This is a genomic window from Paenibacillus sp. FSL R7-269, from assembly GCF_000517865.1.
Taxonomy (GTDB): Bacteria; Bacillota; Bacilli; order Paenibacillales; family Paenibacillaceae; genus Paenibacillus_AQ.
In genome coordinates this window covers 42,659-60,588 of the sequence record NZ_ASPS01000049.1, presented here as the reverse complement: position 1 = coordinate 60,588, position 17,930 = coordinate 42,659, and the positions used below count along the sequence as shown (strand labels likewise).

The window sequence follows — 17,930 nt, the reverse complement described above, 5'->3', positions numbered from 1 at the left end:
AGGTACCTGAAGTGAAAAGATGGAAAAAAGGTTTGATCTGGACGCTGTCGGTCGTCGTGGTGTTAGGTGTTGGCGGGTTATTCGCGGCCAATTATGCTGTCGATAAGCTAATGAACTCAATGGCAGGCGGCTTCGATGTGGAAGCTGGCAATACGCCCAGTGTCCCTCAGGGACAAGTGATTGAGCCTGTGGTAGCAGATAGCGACCCGTCTGCGGAGCCAGCAGCTTCCGCTGATCCGGCTTCAAGCGCTGCACCAGCTAGTACACCTGCATCCGGTAATGCCGCCAGCACGGACAAGCCGGTAAGTGCTGGCAAGCCTGCAAGCACTCCTGCTCCAACACCTGTGGATGGACTAGCCCATATTTCAACGGACAAGGCTAAGGAAGTTCAAGAGAACGTAACGATCACAGATAAAGCGAATGTGGCAGCTATCGTAGCCAAGCAGCTCAGTGTATCAGATATTAAGAGATTGCAAGAGTTAGCCCAAGGCGGACTAACAACTGAGGAGAAGCGGGAAGCCCGTAGCATTATCCTCGGCAAGGTCTCAGAGGAGCAATACAACGAATTAGCTCAGATTGCCAAGAAGTACGGCGTCAGCCAAGGCAAGACCCGGGATCAGATCTTAGCTGAAGAAGAGAAACTCAAAGCCCAAGAAAAAGGAAGTGAATAGGCATGTTCAAGATCAAGGTTCCAGCAGCAGCACTTCTGAGCGTAGCCTTAATGGGCTGTGAGCCCCTGATAGCATCGGCTCCGGTTACTGTAGCAGCAGCTACTCCTGTAGCCACTGCAACTGCAGCGCCCATCAAAGCATCCAATTCTATCAAAGTACAGAATGTAGATGTAACCCTGCTATTCGATGGTGTAGCACTACAGCCGCCAGCCGGACAACATGTGTTCATGTACAATAACACCACCTATGTCCCTTTGCGCTTCATGTCGTATGCCCTGCAGAAGAGTGTAATCTGGGATGCCAAGAATCTGAAGGTAACCGTAGCTGAGCCAAGCAGCTCAGAGATGGTGGTCATTAAGGAATACCTGATGAATGCGACTTCCAGTCCATCTTTTGCAGCCAAGAATATTACCCTGAACAACGTTAATGCAAGTTATGTATTTAGTGGGAGCACGAAGGCATTACCCGCAGGCCAGTCCAGTTATCTGCTGAACGGCTCGATCTATGTCCCTCTAAGATTCTTATCGGAATCTGCAGGAAATTCCATTAGCTGGAATCCAAAAACAAAGACCATAACAGCAAATTCTAAAGTCTACGAAGAAAATACGGCTTCTGCGAAACCAACCGACAAGGGAGCTAGTCCATCTGCAAGTGCAACACCGGCACCAGCAGCAACCCCAGCGGCTGAACCAGGTGGAGCAGCAGGCGGTTCAGGATCGGCAGGAACAGGGTCTGGTAAGGTTTCTTATGAGAGTATCACCAGTGAGACTGAAGCGAAGCTGAGCGCGTTGCAGTCGCAGAGTCAAGCTGCTTTGACAGGAATACTTCTGGAATACTTAAGTGCAACGGATGATGCTGCCAAACAGAGTATCAAAGAAAAAGGGAAGCAGCAATTAGCTTCGTCTAGAGCTTCTTTCAACAGTATACTTGCTGACGCTGAACAAAAACTAAACACTAATGGATATAGCACAGCTATTATAAAGCAGTATAAAGACGCATTTGAAGCAAGCCTTCAACAGGGGATAGCGGGAGCTGCATCACTAGTAAATTAAGAGTTGAAGTAATCTTAATAATAGAAGTGTGGTTCACAACTATTGTTATCCTTTCTACGCAATTGTAGCTGTGAACCATAGTATCTTAAGGACAAGGTGAACGTATGAAGCCTTATATGATCGTAAAACAAACTTTAGATTTCATATTGGCTCTAATCGGAATGTTCCTGTTATGGCCTTTTTTCTTGATTATCGCCGTGGTGATCAAGTCCACATCGAAAGGACCTGTTCTATTCCGGCAAAAGCGGGTGGGCAGGAATAAAAAAGAATTCTATATTCTTAAGTTCAGAACGATGCGCACAGATACACCAAGCGATATGCCTACACATTTGCTGCAAGATCCTGACTTCTTCATCACCAAAGTAGGCAAATTCCTGAGGAAGACAAGCCTTGATGAGCTTCCTCAGATTATAAATATTCTCAAAGGCGACATGAGCATAGTAGGCCCGCGCCCTGCGCTGTGGAATCAGTATGATTTGATTGCAGAGCGAGATAAGTATGGAACGAACGAGATTAAGCCCGGGCTTACCGGATGGGCGCAGGTTAATGGGCGGGATGAACTGCCAAATGAAGTAAAGGCTAAGCTTGATGGAGAATACACACGGAGAATCTCTCTAGGATTGGATTTTAAAGTATTCTGTATGACGATCCTCAGTGTGCTGAAGTCGGATGGGGTTAGAGAAGGCGCAGTGAGCACAGAAGCCCCCCCCAACACCAAAGGAGCCTCGTTATAAATGGAAAAGAAAAGAATTCTTATCACAGGTAAGGGGAGTTATGTAGGTACAAGCTTCATCAACTGGGTAAAGCAATGGCCTGAGCAATACGAAGTTGAAGAATTATCTGTAAGAGGCGAGGCTTGGAAGGAATATGATTTCTCAATTTATGATGTTGTGCTGCACGTAGCTGGTATAGCGCATGTGTCGACTGATCCAAGTATGGAGCAGGAGTACTATAGAGTTAATCGTGATTTGACCATAGAAGTGGCTAGAAAGGCAAAGCAAGATGGAGTAAGACAGTTTATTTTTATGAGTAGTATTATTGTGTATGGGGATAGTGGACAAGTGAAGGTTATAGATAGAAATACTATACCTAAACCAAGTAACTTTTATGGGGAAAGTAAATTGCAGGCTGAAAAAAAAGTTATGACACTAGGGAGTGAAGGTTTCAAGGTTGTGATATTAAGGCCGCCCATGATTTACGGAAGAGCTTCAAGGGGAAACTATCAGTTATTGGCAAGCTTCACTAGAAAATTTCCTGTATTTCCTAACATAAATAACAAACGTAGCATGTTACATATAGATAATCTTTGCGAATTTATAAGATTTATGATTGTGAATAAGGAACAAGGTCTATTCTTTCCGCAAAATATTGAATATGTAAACACAAGTCAGATGGTTATTTCTATAGCACAAGTTCATGGCAAAAAAATAATATTGACTAAAGCATTCAATTTATTACTTTTAAATAAGTTAGCACGAAAAGTAAGTGTAATTAACAAATTATTTGGTGATTTAGCTTATGAACTAGCTATTAGTGAATATAAGGATAACTATCAAATTCGAAATTTTATAGAATCAATTCATTTAACAGAAACCATAGACAAAGAAGGGTAGAGAGTGAATAAACATATATTGGTTGTAGCTCAATATTTTTACCCTGAGCAGTTTCGCATTAATGATATCTGTACAGAATGGGTCAAAAAGGGATATAAAGTGACAGTTATTACGGGAATCCCTAACTATCCGCAAGGTAAATACTATCCGGGGTACGGATTATTTAAAAACCGTACGGAAGTTTACAATGGTGTTGATATTATTAGAATACCCTTAGTGCCAAGAGGTAAAAGCTCATTGATGCTTGCATTAAATTACATTTCATTTGTTTTATCAGGGTTATTTTGGAAAGTTTTCACTAAAATCAATGCGGATTATGTATTTATTTTTGAGGTTTCTCCCATGACACAAGCTTTACCCGGAGTATGGTATGCAAAAAAGAAAAAAATCCCTTGTTATTTATATGTTCAAGATCTTTGGCCAGAAAATGTTGAGATCATTACTGGAATTACCAATAAATATATCATCGGTGCAATAGGAAAGATGGTAGATTATATATATTTGCATTGCGATAAAATTTTCGCAACATCTAGAAGCTTTGTTCAAGCAATTGCAAATCGGGGAGTGAAGAAAGAGAAGATATCATATTGGCCACAGTATGCAGAGGACTTTTATACACCAAAAACAAAATCTGTTGTGCCAGAGATACCCGATGATGATGTATTTAATATTATTTTCACTGGTAATATCGGAAATGCTCAAGGACTTGAAATTTTACCTGCCACAGCTAAGTCTTTAAAAGAGAAGAAACTTGCACATAGAATTAGATTTAATATTGTTGGAGATGGTAGATACAAGCAAGAGCTAGTAGAGTTAGTGAATAAAAAAGATGTTGCTGAAATGTTTAATTTTATTCCCAGACAACCAGCGATACGGATTCCTGAGTTATTAGCTAATTGCGAGGTTGCTTTTCAATGTTTGACTGATAATCCATTATTCGCTATGACAATACCAGCTAAATTGCAATCTTATATGGCTTGTGGAATTCCAGTCATATCATCATCAAATGGTGAGACAAATCGAATTTTAGAAGAGTCTGAGGGGGGCCTGTTTAGCCCCGCAGGGGATGAACAAAAGCTTGCTAGTATTATTATTGATATTTTCAATAAAACTCCAGAACAGTTGCTTGAAATGGGAAGTAACGCTAGAAAATACTATATTGAAAATTTTAATAAGTACGACTTAATGAATGAGATGGATAGTTATTTTGATTCTAATTTACTAATGGGGGATAAAGAGAATGTTCAAGGATAAGACTTTGTTAATAACCGGCGGAACTGGTTCATTTGGTAATGCAGTGCTGAAAAGATTTTTAAATACTGAAATAAAAGAAATTCGAATTTTCTCAAGAGATGAAAAAAAACAAGATGATATGCGTAAAGAACTAAGAAATGATAAAGTGAAATTCTTCATAGGTGATGTTAGGGACTATAATAGCGTAGCGGCGGCTATGCATAACGTTGATTATGTATTCCATGCTGCGGCCTTAAAACAGGTTCCTTCATGTGAATTCTTTCCAATGGAAGCTGTGAAAACAAATGTGATCGGAACTGAGAATGTTCTTAATGCAGCCATAGCGTTTGGAGTAAAAAAGGTTGTATGTTTGTCAACAGATAAAGCTGTATATCCGATTAATGCAATGGGTATTTCTAAAGCAATGATGGAGAAGGTAATGGTTGCAAAATCAAGAACTGTATCTCCAGAAAACACATTAATATGCGGGACTCGTTATGGTAATGTAATGTGTTCTCGCGGATCAGTCATTCCGTTATTCATAGAACAGATTAAAAATTATGAAGATGTAACTATCACTGATCCTGATATGACAAGATATTTGATGTCTTTAGAAGACGCTGTTGAACTTGTACTCTTCGCATTTAATAAAGCCGTACAAGGTGATATCTTTGTGCAAAAAGCCCCTGCATCTACTATAGGAGAGCTCGCACTGGCGCTAAAGGAGTTATTTGAATCGGATAGTAAAACTAAGATTATTGGAACAAGACATGGTGAGAAACTGTACGAAACACTGCTTACGAGAGAGGAAATGTCTAAAGCAGACGATTTGGGAAGCTATTATCGAATTTCAGCCGATACCAGAGATTTGAATTATGATAAATTCTTTGAACAAGGTGACAAGGAGATTTCTGAAGGATGGGAATATAATTCTCACAATACAGAAAGATTAGATGTGCCAGGCATTAAAGAACTTTTGTTAAGTCTAGATTTAATAAAAAAAGAACTTAATGGCAGGGGCTAATAAAATGAAGACAATTTTAGTTACGGGGGCATATGGTTTTATTGGACGTAATTTAATTGCTTCTCTTAAATGTAAAGAGGATATTGAAATATTAAGAATTGGCTCTAAAAATTCTCTGCAGGATTTAGAAGAGTACGCGCTTAAAGCAGATTTTATTTTTCACCTTGCTGGGATCAATCGACCCATGAATGAAGAGGAGTTTATAACTGGTAATTTTGATTATACTCAACATCTGATAAATATACTGCACTCTCACGGTAAGAATACTCCAATCGTATTATCATCTTCTACACAAGCCCAACAAGATAACTCCTATGGGAAGAGTAAGCGTGCAGCAGAAGAGGTGGTACTTTCTTATGGACGGGAAGTAGGGGTGGACACGTTTGTATACCGATTGCCAAATGTGTTCGGGAAGTGGAGTAAACCTAATTATAATTCTGTAGTTGCAACATGGTGTTTCAATATAAGTAGAGATATACCCATTCAAGTAAATAATCCGGATGCTGAAATAACATTGGTATATATCGATGACGTAGTAGATTCTTTCATAAATAAACTAGACGGTATGAACATGATGAATTCCACTGATTTTTATGAAATTCCTCGTTCTTTTAGTATTAAGCTTAAACATCTAGAAGCTAGCTTGTTAGCGTTTAAGAAGAGTCGGCACACATTAGTTATTTCGGATTTGAAGAATGATTTCGAACGTTTTTTATACAGTACATATTTATCCTATTTACCAGAAGATGATTTTGGATACGATCTGGAAATGAAGCATGATAATAGGGGGTGGCTAGCAGAATTTATTAAAACAGAACATTCAGGGCAAGTCTTCATCTCACGAACTAAGCCGGGAATTACCCGTGGTAACCATTGGCATCATACTAAAGTCGAGAAATTCCTTGTAATTGAGGGTGAAGCTATAGTGAATTTCCGTCATATCGAAAGTGAACAGATCATTGAGTATCCCGTAAATGGGCGACGGCTTAAGGTAATAGATATTCCACCAGGCTATACGCACTCCATTACTAACACAGGTACTACAGAAGTTATCACTCTATTTTGGGCAAATGAGTTGTTTAATCCTGATAAGCCAGATACTTATTACTTGGAGGTATAATTATGGAAAAACTTAAAGTCATGACAATCCTTGGTACTAGACCGGAAATCATTCGGTTATCTGAGTGTATTAAGGCTTGCGATAAATATTTCAATCATATTCTTGTACATACAGGTCAGAACTGGGATTTTACATTAAATGAAGTATTCTTTAATGAACTTGAGCTTCGTCAGCCAGATTATTTTTTAGAAGCTGTAGGAACAAATCTTGGGGAAACAATGGGGAATATTATTGCAAAATCCTTTGAAGTCTTGGAGAAAGAAAAGCCAGATGCACTTCTTATCTTAGGAGACACGAATAGTGCTCTTAGTGCAATAGCAGCTAAAAGATTAAAAGTACCTATCTTCCACATGGAGGCTGGAAATAGATGCTTTGACCAGAATGTACCAGAAGAAATTAATCGAAAGATCGTTGATCATATCTCTGACATTAACCTGCCGTACACTGAACACTCTAGAAGATATCTACTATCTGAAGGCTTCCGTAAAGAACATATTTTCGTAACTGGTTCACCAATGCAAGAAGTTCTACAAGCTCATATGGATAAGATTGATGCAAGTGATATATTAGAAAAACTAAATTTAGAGGCTGGAAAATATATTATTGTTTCTGCACATCGAGAAGAAAACATTGATAATGAACAGAATTTTATGTCATTGATGAATGCAATAAATAAGATTGCTGAACGCTATCAAATGCCGGTAATTTATTCTACACATCCTAGAAGTATGAAGTTTATTGAACAACGTAATTTCAAGTTTCATCCTCTTGTACAGAATTTAAAACCGTTTGGTTTCTTGGATTATAATAAGCTGCAAAAAAATAGTTTCTGTGTGCTTTCTGATAGTGGTACTTTGTCTGAAGAAAGTACAATGCTTGATTTTCAAGGTGTACTTCTTAGGACTTCTACTGAGCGACCAGAAGTTCTTGACAAGGGAAATGTAATAATAGGTGGAATCAAAGAAGAGGAAATAGTGAGGTCTGTTGAAATTAGTAGATTAATATGGGATTCAAGAAAGCAAAAAACTATTCCGAATGATTATCAAGATTGTAATGTTTCCGTTAAAATTGTTAAGATACTTCTGAGTTACTCGAAAATTATAGATCAATATGTATGGAATAAATAATGGGGACACTTGTAGAAAAAAATTATGGGGGAAAGATGAAAAAGAACTTTCTTTTTTTAGGATTTGCTATACCAGATGATGAAATGGAAGAAACTTTTTATTTAGATGAATTTCCGTCTATTCAAACTCATAAGTTTATTTGGAATATGATTAAGGCACTTGAGAATGATAATTCATTTGAATATACTTATGTTTCAACCAGAGCAGTCTCTGATTATCCATTTTACAAACGAAAATTTATTAAATCAAAGGAATGGGTAGTTGAGTTGTTTGATAGGAAAATTAAAATTAAAGAAATGCCTTTCCTTAACTTAGGTGTATTAAAAAGTTTAACAAGATTTCTTTGTGGATTATATTATTGCTATAAAGAATATTATAAAGTAGATAATAAAGGAGGTATAATTGTTTACTCAGTTCATGTTCCATTCATGATGATTGGTAAACTTATATCTAAAATATTTAGCATTGATTTTATTGTCATATGGACTGACCCACCTTCTATTCCTAATATTAATGATAGTTTTTTGAAAGCTAAATTTAGAAGAATAGAACTTTTATTATCCAAGTATTTAATGAAAAGAACTTCAAAGGTCATAGCACTTACTAAATATTTAGCCGAAGATTTTGCATTTGGGATCCCCTACTTAGTAATAGAAGGAATAATTGACGAAAATGATATTAATTCCGAGTTTTTACTTAAAAACTCGGAAGGGGGGAAAGATAGTATAATTGTAGTATATAGTGGTTCACTTTCAAAAAGGTACGGAATAGACAAGATAGTTGAATCATTTTGTTTGCTGACAGACAAAAGGCTGCAATTAGTGGTATATGGCCGCGGAGATTATGAGGAAGATTTAAAGAAAATTTGTATGATTAATGAGAATGTTCATTATAAAGGTTTTGTAACAAATGAAGAAATAATAAAAATTCAAAGAGATGCTGACTTTCTTATAAATGCTCGATCGGCTGATGAGTATTATGTTAAATATTCATTTCCATCAAAAACACTGGAGTATATGCTATCAGGTACTCCATTAATATCAACTGTTTTGCCTGGTATGCCAGAAGATTATATGAATTATATGCTGGTATTAGAGAATAATGAGCCAAAAACAATCGCAGGTTTATTACAAAAAGTAAGTCTAATGAATAAAACTGAAAAGTATAAACTAGGATTAAAAGCAATGGAATTTGCAAAAAGTAAGAATTATGTTAACCAAGGAAAAAAAGTAGTTTCCTTCTTATTAGGTGAAGAAGGAGCTAAACAATGACTCACATCGTATTTGTAGTTTCGTTATTTTTTTTGTTACCAAATATTAATAAAAAACTGCCGTTTTTTTATTTTACATTCGCTGTTTTATTCCTATTTTTAGCATTGAGATACAACTATGGAAATGATTACTTGAGTTATTCTCTTATACATTCTGCCCTGAATTCAGGAATATCAGCTTGGGGAGAAAACGATATTCTATTTAAGTACTCCAATATTTTGATATACAATTTTCAATGGTTCATAGCTGTAGTTAGTTTTTTTTATATTCTTGTTATTTATCAACTAATTAAGAAAACTATATTAATTGAAAATTATTGGATAAGTGTTTTAATTCTTTTAATTAATCCATATCTTTTCTTAGTTCATTTATCTGGAATAAGACAGACGATTGCAATATGCTTTATAATAATTTCTGTCTTTTTCTTGATAAAGAAAAGAATAATTTATTACTTACTATTTATAATTATTGCTTCTGGATTTCATCAAAGTGCAATAATATTATTACCTATGTGTTTTTTTATTAATGATCGGAAAATCAAAAAAAAATGGATGGTTATAATTGTTGGTTTCCTATTATTTATAGTATTTACACCATTATTAGAATTAATTATTAATCAAACATATCAAATATTTCCACAGTATAGGCACTACGTTGAAGAAGGAAATGAAAACAGCGTTAGATCTACATTGATTTCGAGTTTCTTGTTTTTTTTCATTATATTTAATATTAATAAACTTGAGGGCAAAGAGCTAATATTTGGTAAACTTTCATTAATAGCGACTATTATTTCAATAGCTGCTTTTAAGATTTCAATGATCACAAGATTTGGAATGTATTTTGATATTTTCATGATTATTACCATCCCGCAAATTCTTACTAAAATTAATGTAAGAGCCAATAAACAAATATTGTTTATTTTAATTGTATTGATTTATTTATTAAGATATTTCTCTTTTTTTAATAACCCATTATGGCACGATGCGTACAGCACGTATAGGACTATCCTTGAGAAATAATTTTGTAAGAAAGGAAATATCTGTGAAAATTTTATTTTTAATAAATGTTCCTTTACCTGAGGCAAGTTTGCTGATGAATGAAAAGCCTTCACCATTTGGAGGTTGGTTAATTAATGTGGCGAATAACTTGTCGAGCTTACCTAATGTTGAATTAACCATTGCTTTTCCAAAATTAAAGGTGAAAGAATATATAAAAATTCAAGGTAAAGATATTTTATATTATGCATTTGAACCTGTAAAAGAGAAGAATAAGAAAAAGATGAATTTTAATCCTACTTTTGAAAAAATAATTGATGAAGTCAAGCCGGATATTCTACATATTCATGGTACGGAGTTGGCTCATACATTATCCTTTATTAATGTTAGTATTAACAAGAACATAAGAACTATTATTAGTATTCAAGGGCTAGTATCTGTTATAGCAAAACACATCTTTTCAAATCTACCGTTTAGGGTTATTTTTGGTGCGACTTTAAGGAATATTTTAAGAAAAGATAATGTCTATGGATTGTATAAGCTCTATTTAAAAAGAGGCAAAAATGAAATTGAAGCGTTAAAGAAAGTGAATTATATTATAGGTCGAACAACATGGGATAAAGCATGTACTTCTCAGATAAATCCAAATGCCATGTACTATATGTGTAATGAGACTGTGAGGGAGCAATTTTATAATTATCAATGGAACAAAAAACAATGTGAAAAACACTCCATTTTTTTAAGCCAGGCACATTATCCTATAAAAGGTCTTCACTATGTTCTTGAAGCAATGCCATTAATATTAAAACGATTTTCGGATGCTAAGCTATATATAAGTGGGAAGAATATAACTCAGGCTGACATGATCATGGAAAAATTACAGCTTACTTACTATGGTAAATATATTAAAAAAATAATTAAACGAAATAATCTGGAGAGAAGTGTTTTTTTTACTGGTTTATTAAATGAGGAGGAAATGTGTGAAAGGTACTTGAAGTCTAATGTATTTGTCTGCCCTTCTGCAATAGAGAATAGTCCTAACTCTTTGGGCGAAGCTATGCTATTAGGAGTTCCCTCTGTAGCTTCGGATGTTGGAGGTGTATCAGATATGCTGACTCATAAAAAGGAAGGATTTATTTATCAAGCAGATGCTCCTTACATGCTGGCACATTATATTTGTGAAATTTTCGCAAATGATGAGATTGCATCTTTGTTTTCTGAGAGGAGCAGAAAGCGTGCTTGGAATACTCATAATAGAGAAAAAAATATATCTATGCTGCAAGAAATTTATAATAGCATTCTGTTAAGAGGGAACGAAACTTGAATATACAAAAAATCAAAAAAATCAAAAAAAATATATTGAATAATGAAGTTGCATTGAAAACCATAAAGAATTCCGGTTGGCTTGTTAGTGATAGGATTTTCTTTATGATAATAGGAGTATTTGTAACAGCTTTAAGTACCAGATATTTCGGGCCGGAAATATACGGTCAATATAGTTATGCTACTTCCTTTGTTGCATTGTTTACGGCATTTTCAACATTAGGGCTTGAAACTCTAACTGTTAGAGCAATAATAAATAAAGAAGATGATGAAGGAACAATATTATGCACAAGTTTAATCTTAAGAATATCTGGTGGCTTAATATTAACTGTTTTTGCTTCATTATTAATACGTATTTTAGAGCCTAATCATAATAATATACATATTATTGTATTAATAATGTCCTTTACAATGTTATTTAAATCACTTGAAGTAATTGAATACTGGGTTCAAGCTTATCAAAAATCTAAAATATCATCTGTTATTCGCATGGGGACATACGTAATATCTGCTTTGTTAAAAATATTGGTCATTATATTGAAAGGTAATATAATACATTTTTCCTTAGTGTACATGTTTGATGCTATTATTATTGGTTTTGCACTTATATTAGCCTACTTTAATAAAAGAGAAAATAAAAATAAATGGAAATTCAATTTAACTTATAGTAAGAAAATTATTTCACAAAGCTGGTATATTATGATTTCTGGTTTGATGATTACGATTTATATGAAAATTGATCAAGTAATGTTGGGATCAATAATAGAAAATAAAGAAGAATTAGGAGTTTATTCTGCAGCAGTGCAAATTTCAGAAATGTGGTATTTTATACCCATGGCAATAATAACATCGTTTAAACCAATTATAATGAAAAAAAAGAAAACCAATGATGATACCTATATTGAATCAGTGCAATTTTTGTACACTATAATAGCTTGGATAAGTATCAGTTTCGGAGTGTTCGTTCTTTTAACTTCTAAAATCATAGTTAATATTCTTTTTGGTGCTGCTTATTTTAAGGCTTCTGATATTTTATTGACGAATATTTGGGCTGGGATTTTTGCAATGTTAGGGAGTGTAGCATCTGTTTGGTATGTTTGTGAAAATTATCAGAAATATTCTATTGTTTTAGTTTTTTCAGGATTAATAATGAATATTACACTTAATTTAATTCTAATACCAAAAATGGGTGGGAACGGAGCGGCGATTGCCACATTGATTACTCAGTTCTTTTCAAATTTTGTGGTTCCTTTATTTATCAAAGATATAAGATTAAACTCAATAATGATTATTAGGGCATTTATGTATCCGATTAGAAAATGGTTATTGAAATAAATGGTAAGTAAAGAGGGAATAATATGAGATTAAAATGGAGGATGACTTGTGGAAATTCAGAAGAAAATAGTTCTTTATAATCCAGCTGTTAGTAGCTTAAATATAGGTGATCACATTATATTTGATGGAGCTTTTAATCAGTTAGAGAATGTATTAAAAGAGGCATTTATAGTAGAGATTTCTACACATTTACCAGTTTCAAGATATTTGAGACATCTAAAAGATTCGGATTTTAACTTCGTTTGTGGAAGCAACTTATTAAGAGGAAAAATGAATAGATTATTTAGACAGTGGGATATAAATATTTTTAATGCAGCTAGAATGAAGAACTCTATTCTAGTAGGGGTAGGGTGGTGGCAATATGGTGATGAACCCAATATTTACACGAAAATGCTTTATAAAAAAGTTTTATCTATGAAATATCTACACTCTGTAAGAGACTCCTATACTGAAATGCAATTGAAAAAAATGGGGTTTGAAAATGTGATAAATACTTCTTGCCCAACCATGTGGAGTTTGACCGAAGAGCATTGTCTTGAAATACCTACAAATAAAGCACAAAATGTAGTTTGCACTTTAACTGATTATAATAAAGATTTTGCTAAAGACAGAGAAATGCTGAACATTTTGTCTAATAATTATAAAAATGTTTATTTGTGGTTGCAAGGGATTAAGGATTATGATTATTTTTGTGAGTTAGTTCCTAAAAACAATAATATCCATTTAGTTGCTCCAAACTTAAAAGCGTACGATGAGATTTTAGAAAAAGACATCGACTATATAGGAACTAGATTACATGCGGGTATTCGTGCTCTTCAAAAGAAAAAGAGAAGTATAATAATAGGGATTGATAATAGAGCCATTGAGAAGCAAAAAGATTTTAATTTGACCTGTATTACTCGTAGTGAAATTGATTCATTACCAAAGTTAATTAACGAAAAATTTTCTACTGATATAAAAATCCCGATTGATAATATTAATAAATGGAAAACTCAATTTACCAATAATAATTGAAACTAGGTGAGGAAATGTATAAAGCTGATTTAAATGTACCGGTTGCATTAATTTTTTTTTGTAGGCCTGAAACTTTAAGATTAGTTTTCGAAAAAATCAAAGAAGCAAGACCCTCCAAATTGTTTTTAATACAAGACGGGCATAGAGAAGGAAATAAATCGGATATTAAAAACATGGAGAGATGCAGGGAAATTGTTGAAGATATCGATTGGGAGTGTAGCGTTTTTAAAAATTATGCTGATGTCAATTTAGGGTGTGGTATAAGACCTTATTCTGGAATATCTTGGGTTTTTGAACACGTAGATAATGCAATTTTTTTAGAAGATGATTGCGTGCCTGCAAATTCTTTTTTTGGATTTTGTGATGAAATGCTTTCAAAATACAAAGATGATTATAGAGTTGGAATGATTAGTGGGCTGAACTATTTTAAAGAATTCGACTTTGGAGGAAGTTCGTACGGATTTGTGAAATCTGGTGCTATATGGGGTTGGGCTACATGGAAAGACCGCTGGAATAGATATGATTATGGATTAAAGCAATTAGATGATATGTATATCAAAAATAATGTCTTGTTAGATATAACTCCTAAATTTGCAGCGAAAAAACGCTTAGACACTTGGCAAAAGACTAAAGATGATTTAGATAAAAATATAAAATTATCATATTGGGATTTTCAGTGGGGTTTTACTAGACATATCAATTCTTGGCTATCTATTGTTCCAAAATATAACCAAATCACTAATATTGGAATCGGAGAATCATCTACTCATTCTGGCAATATAAAAAGACTTCCCAAGAAAATTGCTTCCTTTTTCTTTATGGAGGTTAAAGAATTGGAGACTCCATTAGATCATCCTCAAGTTGTATTAGCAAATAGAAAATATGACTATTTATATTACAAGATCATATATCCTAATTATTTAGTTAAAGTTGCAAGGAGAATTTCACGCTTTTTTAGGAATTAATAAAATTTTTAGAAATAGAGGATCGATTAATGGAAATATTAGTGACTGGTGGTGCAGGCTACATAGGATCACATACATGTATTGCATTATTAGAGGCAGGACATTCAGTTGTGGTAGTTGATGACTTACGTAATAGTAGAGCCGAAATAATTGAAAAGGTTGAAAGGATCACTAAAAAAAAGATCCAATTCTATTTGATTGATGTTACAAATGAAGTTGCGGTTAATGAAGTGTTTAGTAATCACTCATTTGATGGAGTTATTCATTTTGCTGGTTTAAAGGCAGTTGGAGAATCGGTAAATCAACCTCTAGACTACTATTATAATAATATTGTTAGTACCATGATACTTGCAAAAGTTTGTAAGAAATATGGAGTGAAAAAGTTTGTTTTTAGTTCATCAGCTACAGTCTATGGGGAAAATAAAGTTCCTTTCATCGAAACAATGGAACTTCTACCAACTACAAATCCATATGGTGAAACTAAAGTTATGAGTGAGCGGATTTTAGCGGATTTGGCAAGAATAGATGAGTCTTTTTCTGTGGTAGTATTAAGATACTTTAATCCAGTCGGTGCTCATACTAGTGGATTAATTGGTGAACTACCTAATGGTATTCCTAATAATCTAATGCCTTACATAGCTCAAGTGGCAGATAAAGAACTAGATAATCTAAAAATTTACGGGAATGATTATCCTACAATTGATGGTACAGGAGTAAGGGATTATATTCATATTATGGATTTAGCAGAAGGACACGTTTTAGCTATGGAGAAAGTAGTTGAAGGTGCGAACATATATAATTTGGGTACTGGTATTGGTACTTCTGTACTACAGTTGATTGGTGCTTTTGAAAAAGCGACAGGATTGAAAATACCATATATATATGTTAAACGGAGGCCGGGGGATATAGCTGAATGTTATGCAAATGTGAATAAGGCTAAAGAAGAACTAAACTGGGTTGCAAAAAGAAGTCTTATTGAAATGTGTCGTGATACATGGAGATTTCAAATTAGTCAAAATAAAAAAAGCGACTTGTGAAAAGACAATATCTTATTTTAAGATGTTGAGCCGATCTATATTTTTTGTATTTTCGTGTTTTATTATTTATGCTATATAGACTGAACTTTTGAATTACATTCGTATACAAAGCCGATTAATGACCTCAAACGAGTTATCATTGACGCGTTTCATGAAAGCAGCGATGTTGATGCGAATGTGTTAGAACTTTTGTAAAATAGCCATTTCCATAGCCCTTCAACCAAGTTGAGCCTTAGTGGTACTTGGGCAGGAAAACAAACTGCAGCTGTGTATGCTTTTGCAGGTAGGTTTGCACCTGTTCAGCACGATCAATCCGGCTGTTGTCCGGAATCGTTCCAATCTTACCTTTCGCATAAGACTTCCGGACAGCATCAAGAAACTGGATGAGTACAGGGGCATATCGCTCGCCATCTCGGTAAAGAACGTGCCCCGTCTCATAGTTCAGGATACCAAACAATTTTGCAACCTTCAGGTCGACCATATGTCGGCACCTTTCGCTGCTGGTCTACCGGAAACCAGGTGTATTGCAGCGACTGATATGCCCGATTGATACAATCGTCCTCAAACAACAAATAGTTGATTAGCTTTTTTAGTGCAGGAGAGGGTTCTGACCTGAACGTTTCCTGCTTCGAAGTATCGGTAAGTTCCATAGTGTAGGTTGCCTTGGCATGGCTAAATCCGAGCCGGTGCAGCAAGACGGACATTCCTTTTTCGTGTAGGTTTCACCGAATTCCCACTCGACAAAGAGCATGGCCAGCTTAAGCGTCCAGGTATACTTGGCTTCGAGGCCAACGTCGACGGGACGCTTGGTTGCTACAGTACTGCTAGATTCTGCTTCTTCTAGTCGGTATGTCGGCGTGGATAGCCTGGTGAATGTCCCAGCGTAAGACTTTTGATTCCGTCACGCTCATAGTTATGAATGTAACTTGGCAGTTGTTTTTTCTGTGCGCTTGATCATCTTAGAAATATCCTTGATCGTTCGCCCCTCAAGACGGTGTGAAACCTCCAAATAACACTCAAACATCCGTTTGTCAGAATTTTGACGAAGAGCTGCTGCAAGCTTATGTTTTTCATATCGGTGGTTGTCATGAAATCACGTCCTAAATGGTTGTTACTTTCTATTACCTATCTAGGAGTCGACAATTTTTCTATATGAAATTCTTTAGTTCAGTCTATATAGGGATAAATGCTTTAAGGTGATACACTAAGGTCTAACTGCAAGAGATTAAGATAAAATACTTGTTGCACCTGCCATACTATTTTTTTAATACGAGGAAATAATCAATGATAAATAAAATATTCAAGAACAAGCCGGGCAAGCGCAGAAAAAGAATTCTCTTTCTGTACTTGCCTGTTCTGTTAATAGTCGTGCTGTTCTTGGGTGCGGGACGCTTCCTTCCCGTATCTGAGACTCCGAAACAAGCAGACGTCATCATCATCCTCAGCGGCGGGGGAGGGCGGGTGGAGCAAGGGGTTCAGCTGTTTCAAAAAGGCTATGCGCCGCAGCTCCTGCTGTCTAATGCTAAGGAGATCACCGGCCCCGCCGGTGACATGCGCGGAACGGCTCTTTCCATGGGCATCCCGGAGTCCGCTATTCTGACGGAGGATGCTGCTGAGAGCACCTACCAGAACGCCCAGCTCACGCTCCCGATTATGCAGCAGAAGGGCTTTAAGTCGGCGATTGTGGTGTCGTCGGATTTTCATATGCGGCGGGTGAAGTTTATCTTCGATCATGTGTATAGGAAGTCGGGGATTGAGCTGACGTATATTGGGGCGGATTCGGGTTATAACGCCAAGGCGTGGTGGAGTGACCGGTATAGCCGGGAGACGACTTTTAATGAATACATTAAGATGATTGGCAATGCCTTCGGCTACAATGGCCCGGAAGCGAAAGGCTCGCTGGAGCAGATTAAGCGCTGGTTCCGCCGATAAGGCACGACACCTTCGCGATGGATACCGTTAGGTTCTACCGGGATGTTGCGGATCGGCGTGGGTGAAGCTTGGGAAACAGCATAAACAGCAGAGACAGCGGCTAAGCAAATATGATTTCGAAACGACAGAGACCTTATGAGACCAATAGGGTCTCTATTTTTTTACCATAATGGCAAACCTCTTGCCTGTAGTTCACGGATTAGACTAATCTGCAGCAT

17 protein-coding genes are annotated in these 17,930 nt (G+C 35.6%); 16 read left to right on the top strand and 1 reads right to left on the bottom strand.

Annotation, left to right across the window (positions count from 1 at the left end; translation table 11 throughout):
- The first annotated feature begins 11 nt into the window (after window positions 1–11).
- The 15 genes from C162_RS21495 (at window position 12) to galE (ending at window position 15,780) form a co-directional block, all read left to right on the top strand.
- A complete protein-coding gene (locus tag C162_RS21495; RefSeq protein WP_036697549.1) occupies window positions 12–671 on the top strand; it encodes a hypothetical protein in 660 nt (219 codons plus the stop codon).
- 2 nt (window positions 672–673) lie between these two features.
- Complete coding sequence (locus C162_RS21490) at window positions 674–1,723, top strand: stalk domain-containing protein (protein WP_036697547.1); 1,050 nt, start codon at window positions 674–676, stop codon at window positions 1,721–1,723.
- 104 nt (window positions 1,724–1,827) lie between these two features.
- Window positions 1,828–2,457: a sugar transferase gene (locus C162_RS21485; protein ID WP_051493828.1), complete on the top strand. Its 630-nt coding sequence runs from the start codon at window positions 1,828–1,830 to the stop codon at window positions 2,455–2,457.
- Complete coding sequence (locus C162_RS21480) at window positions 2,458–3,336, top strand: NAD-dependent epimerase/dehydratase family protein (protein ID WP_036697545.1); 879 nt, start codon at window positions 2,458–2,460, stop codon at window positions 3,334–3,336.
- 3 nt (window positions 3,337–3,339) lie between these two features.
- The gene (locus C162_RS21475; RefSeq protein ID WP_036697542.1) at window positions 3,340–4,590 is read left to right on the top strand and encodes a glycosyltransferase family 4 protein; all 1,251 of its coding nucleotides are present in this window, start codon (window positions 3,340–3,342) and stop codon (window positions 4,588–4,590) included.
- The gene (locus C162_RS21470) at window positions 4,577–5,593 is read left to right on the top strand and encodes a nucleoside-diphosphate sugar epimerase/dehydratase (protein WP_036697540.1); all 1,017 of its coding nucleotides are present in this window, start codon (window positions 4,577–4,579) and stop codon (window positions 5,591–5,593) included. Before C162_RS21475 ends, C162_RS21470 begins: the two co-directional genes overlap by 14 nt.
- Before the next feature lie 4 nt (window positions 5,594–5,597).
- Window positions 5,598–6,713 carry a polysaccharide biosynthesis C-terminal domain-containing protein gene (locus tag C162_RS21465; RefSeq protein ID WP_036697537.1) on the top strand — a complete coding sequence of 372 codons (1,116 nt, stop codon included), beginning with the start codon at window positions 5,598–5,600 and terminating at the stop codon, window positions 6,711–6,713.
- Between the two features lie 2 nt (window positions 6,714–6,715).
- Window positions 6,716–7,840, top strand: coding sequence for a non-hydrolyzing UDP-N-acetylglucosamine 2-epimerase (gene wecB, locus C162_RS21460; RefSeq protein ID WP_036697535.1), 1,125 nt, complete (start codon window positions 6,716–6,718; stop codon window positions 7,838–7,840).
- A gap of 35 nt (window positions 7,841–7,875) precedes the next feature.
- Complete coding sequence (locus C162_RS21455) at window positions 7,876–9,111, top strand: glycosyltransferase (RefSeq protein ID WP_235218497.1); 1,236 nt, start codon at window positions 7,876–7,878, stop codon at window positions 9,109–9,111.
- The gene (locus C162_RS21450; protein WP_036697531.1) at window positions 9,108–10,130 is read left to right on the top strand and encodes an EpsG family protein; all 1,023 of its coding nucleotides are present in this window, start codon (window positions 9,108–9,110) and stop codon (window positions 10,128–10,130) included. Before C162_RS21455 ends, C162_RS21450 begins: the two co-directional genes overlap by 4 nt.
- A gap of 22 nt (window positions 10,131–10,152) precedes the next feature.
- On the top strand, window positions 10,153–11,430 hold the full coding sequence (locus C162_RS21445) for a glycosyltransferase (RefSeq protein ID WP_036697529.1): 1,278 nt from the start codon (window positions 10,153–10,155) through the stop codon (window positions 11,428–11,430).
- Complete coding sequence (locus tag C162_RS21440) at window positions 11,427–12,764, top strand: flippase (protein ID WP_036697527.1); 1,338 nt, start codon at window positions 11,427–11,429, stop codon at window positions 12,762–12,764. Before C162_RS21445 ends, C162_RS21440 begins: the two co-directional genes overlap by 4 nt.
- Before the next feature lie 48 nt (window positions 12,765–12,812).
- Entirely contained in the window at window positions 12,813–13,778 is a 966-nt protein-coding gene (locus tag C162_RS21435; RefSeq protein WP_036697526.1) for a polysaccharide pyruvyl transferase family protein, read from the top strand.
- A gap of 14 nt (window positions 13,779–13,792) precedes the next feature.
- On the top strand, window positions 13,793–14,743 hold the full coding sequence (locus C162_RS21430; protein ID WP_036697524.1) for a hypothetical protein: 951 nt from the start codon (window positions 13,793–13,795) through the stop codon (window positions 14,741–14,743).
- 29 nt (window positions 14,744–14,772) lie between these two features.
- Window positions 14,773–15,780 (top strand): UDP-glucose 4-epimerase GalE, encoded by a 1,008-nt coding sequence (gene galE, locus C162_RS21425; protein ID WP_036697522.1) that lies wholly within the window; start codon window positions 14,773–14,775, stop codon window positions 15,778–15,780.
- A 232-nt stretch (window positions 15,781–16,012) separates the two neighbouring features.
- Here the strand turns inward: galE and C162_RS35550 are convergent, their stop codons facing one another.
- Entirely contained in the window at window positions 16,013–16,261 is a 249-nt protein-coding gene (locus tag C162_RS35550) for a hypothetical protein (protein ID WP_051493827.1), read from the bottom strand.
- 803 nt (window positions 16,262–17,064) lie between these two features.
- On the opposite strand from C162_RS35550, the gene C162_RS21415 reads away from it, so the two are divergent.
- Window positions 17,065–17,712 (top strand): YdcF family protein, encoded by a 648-nt coding sequence (locus tag C162_RS21415; protein ID WP_036697520.1) that lies wholly within the window; start codon window positions 17,065–17,067, stop codon window positions 17,710–17,712.
- The last annotated feature ends 218 nt before the right edge of the window (window positions 17,713–17,930 follow it).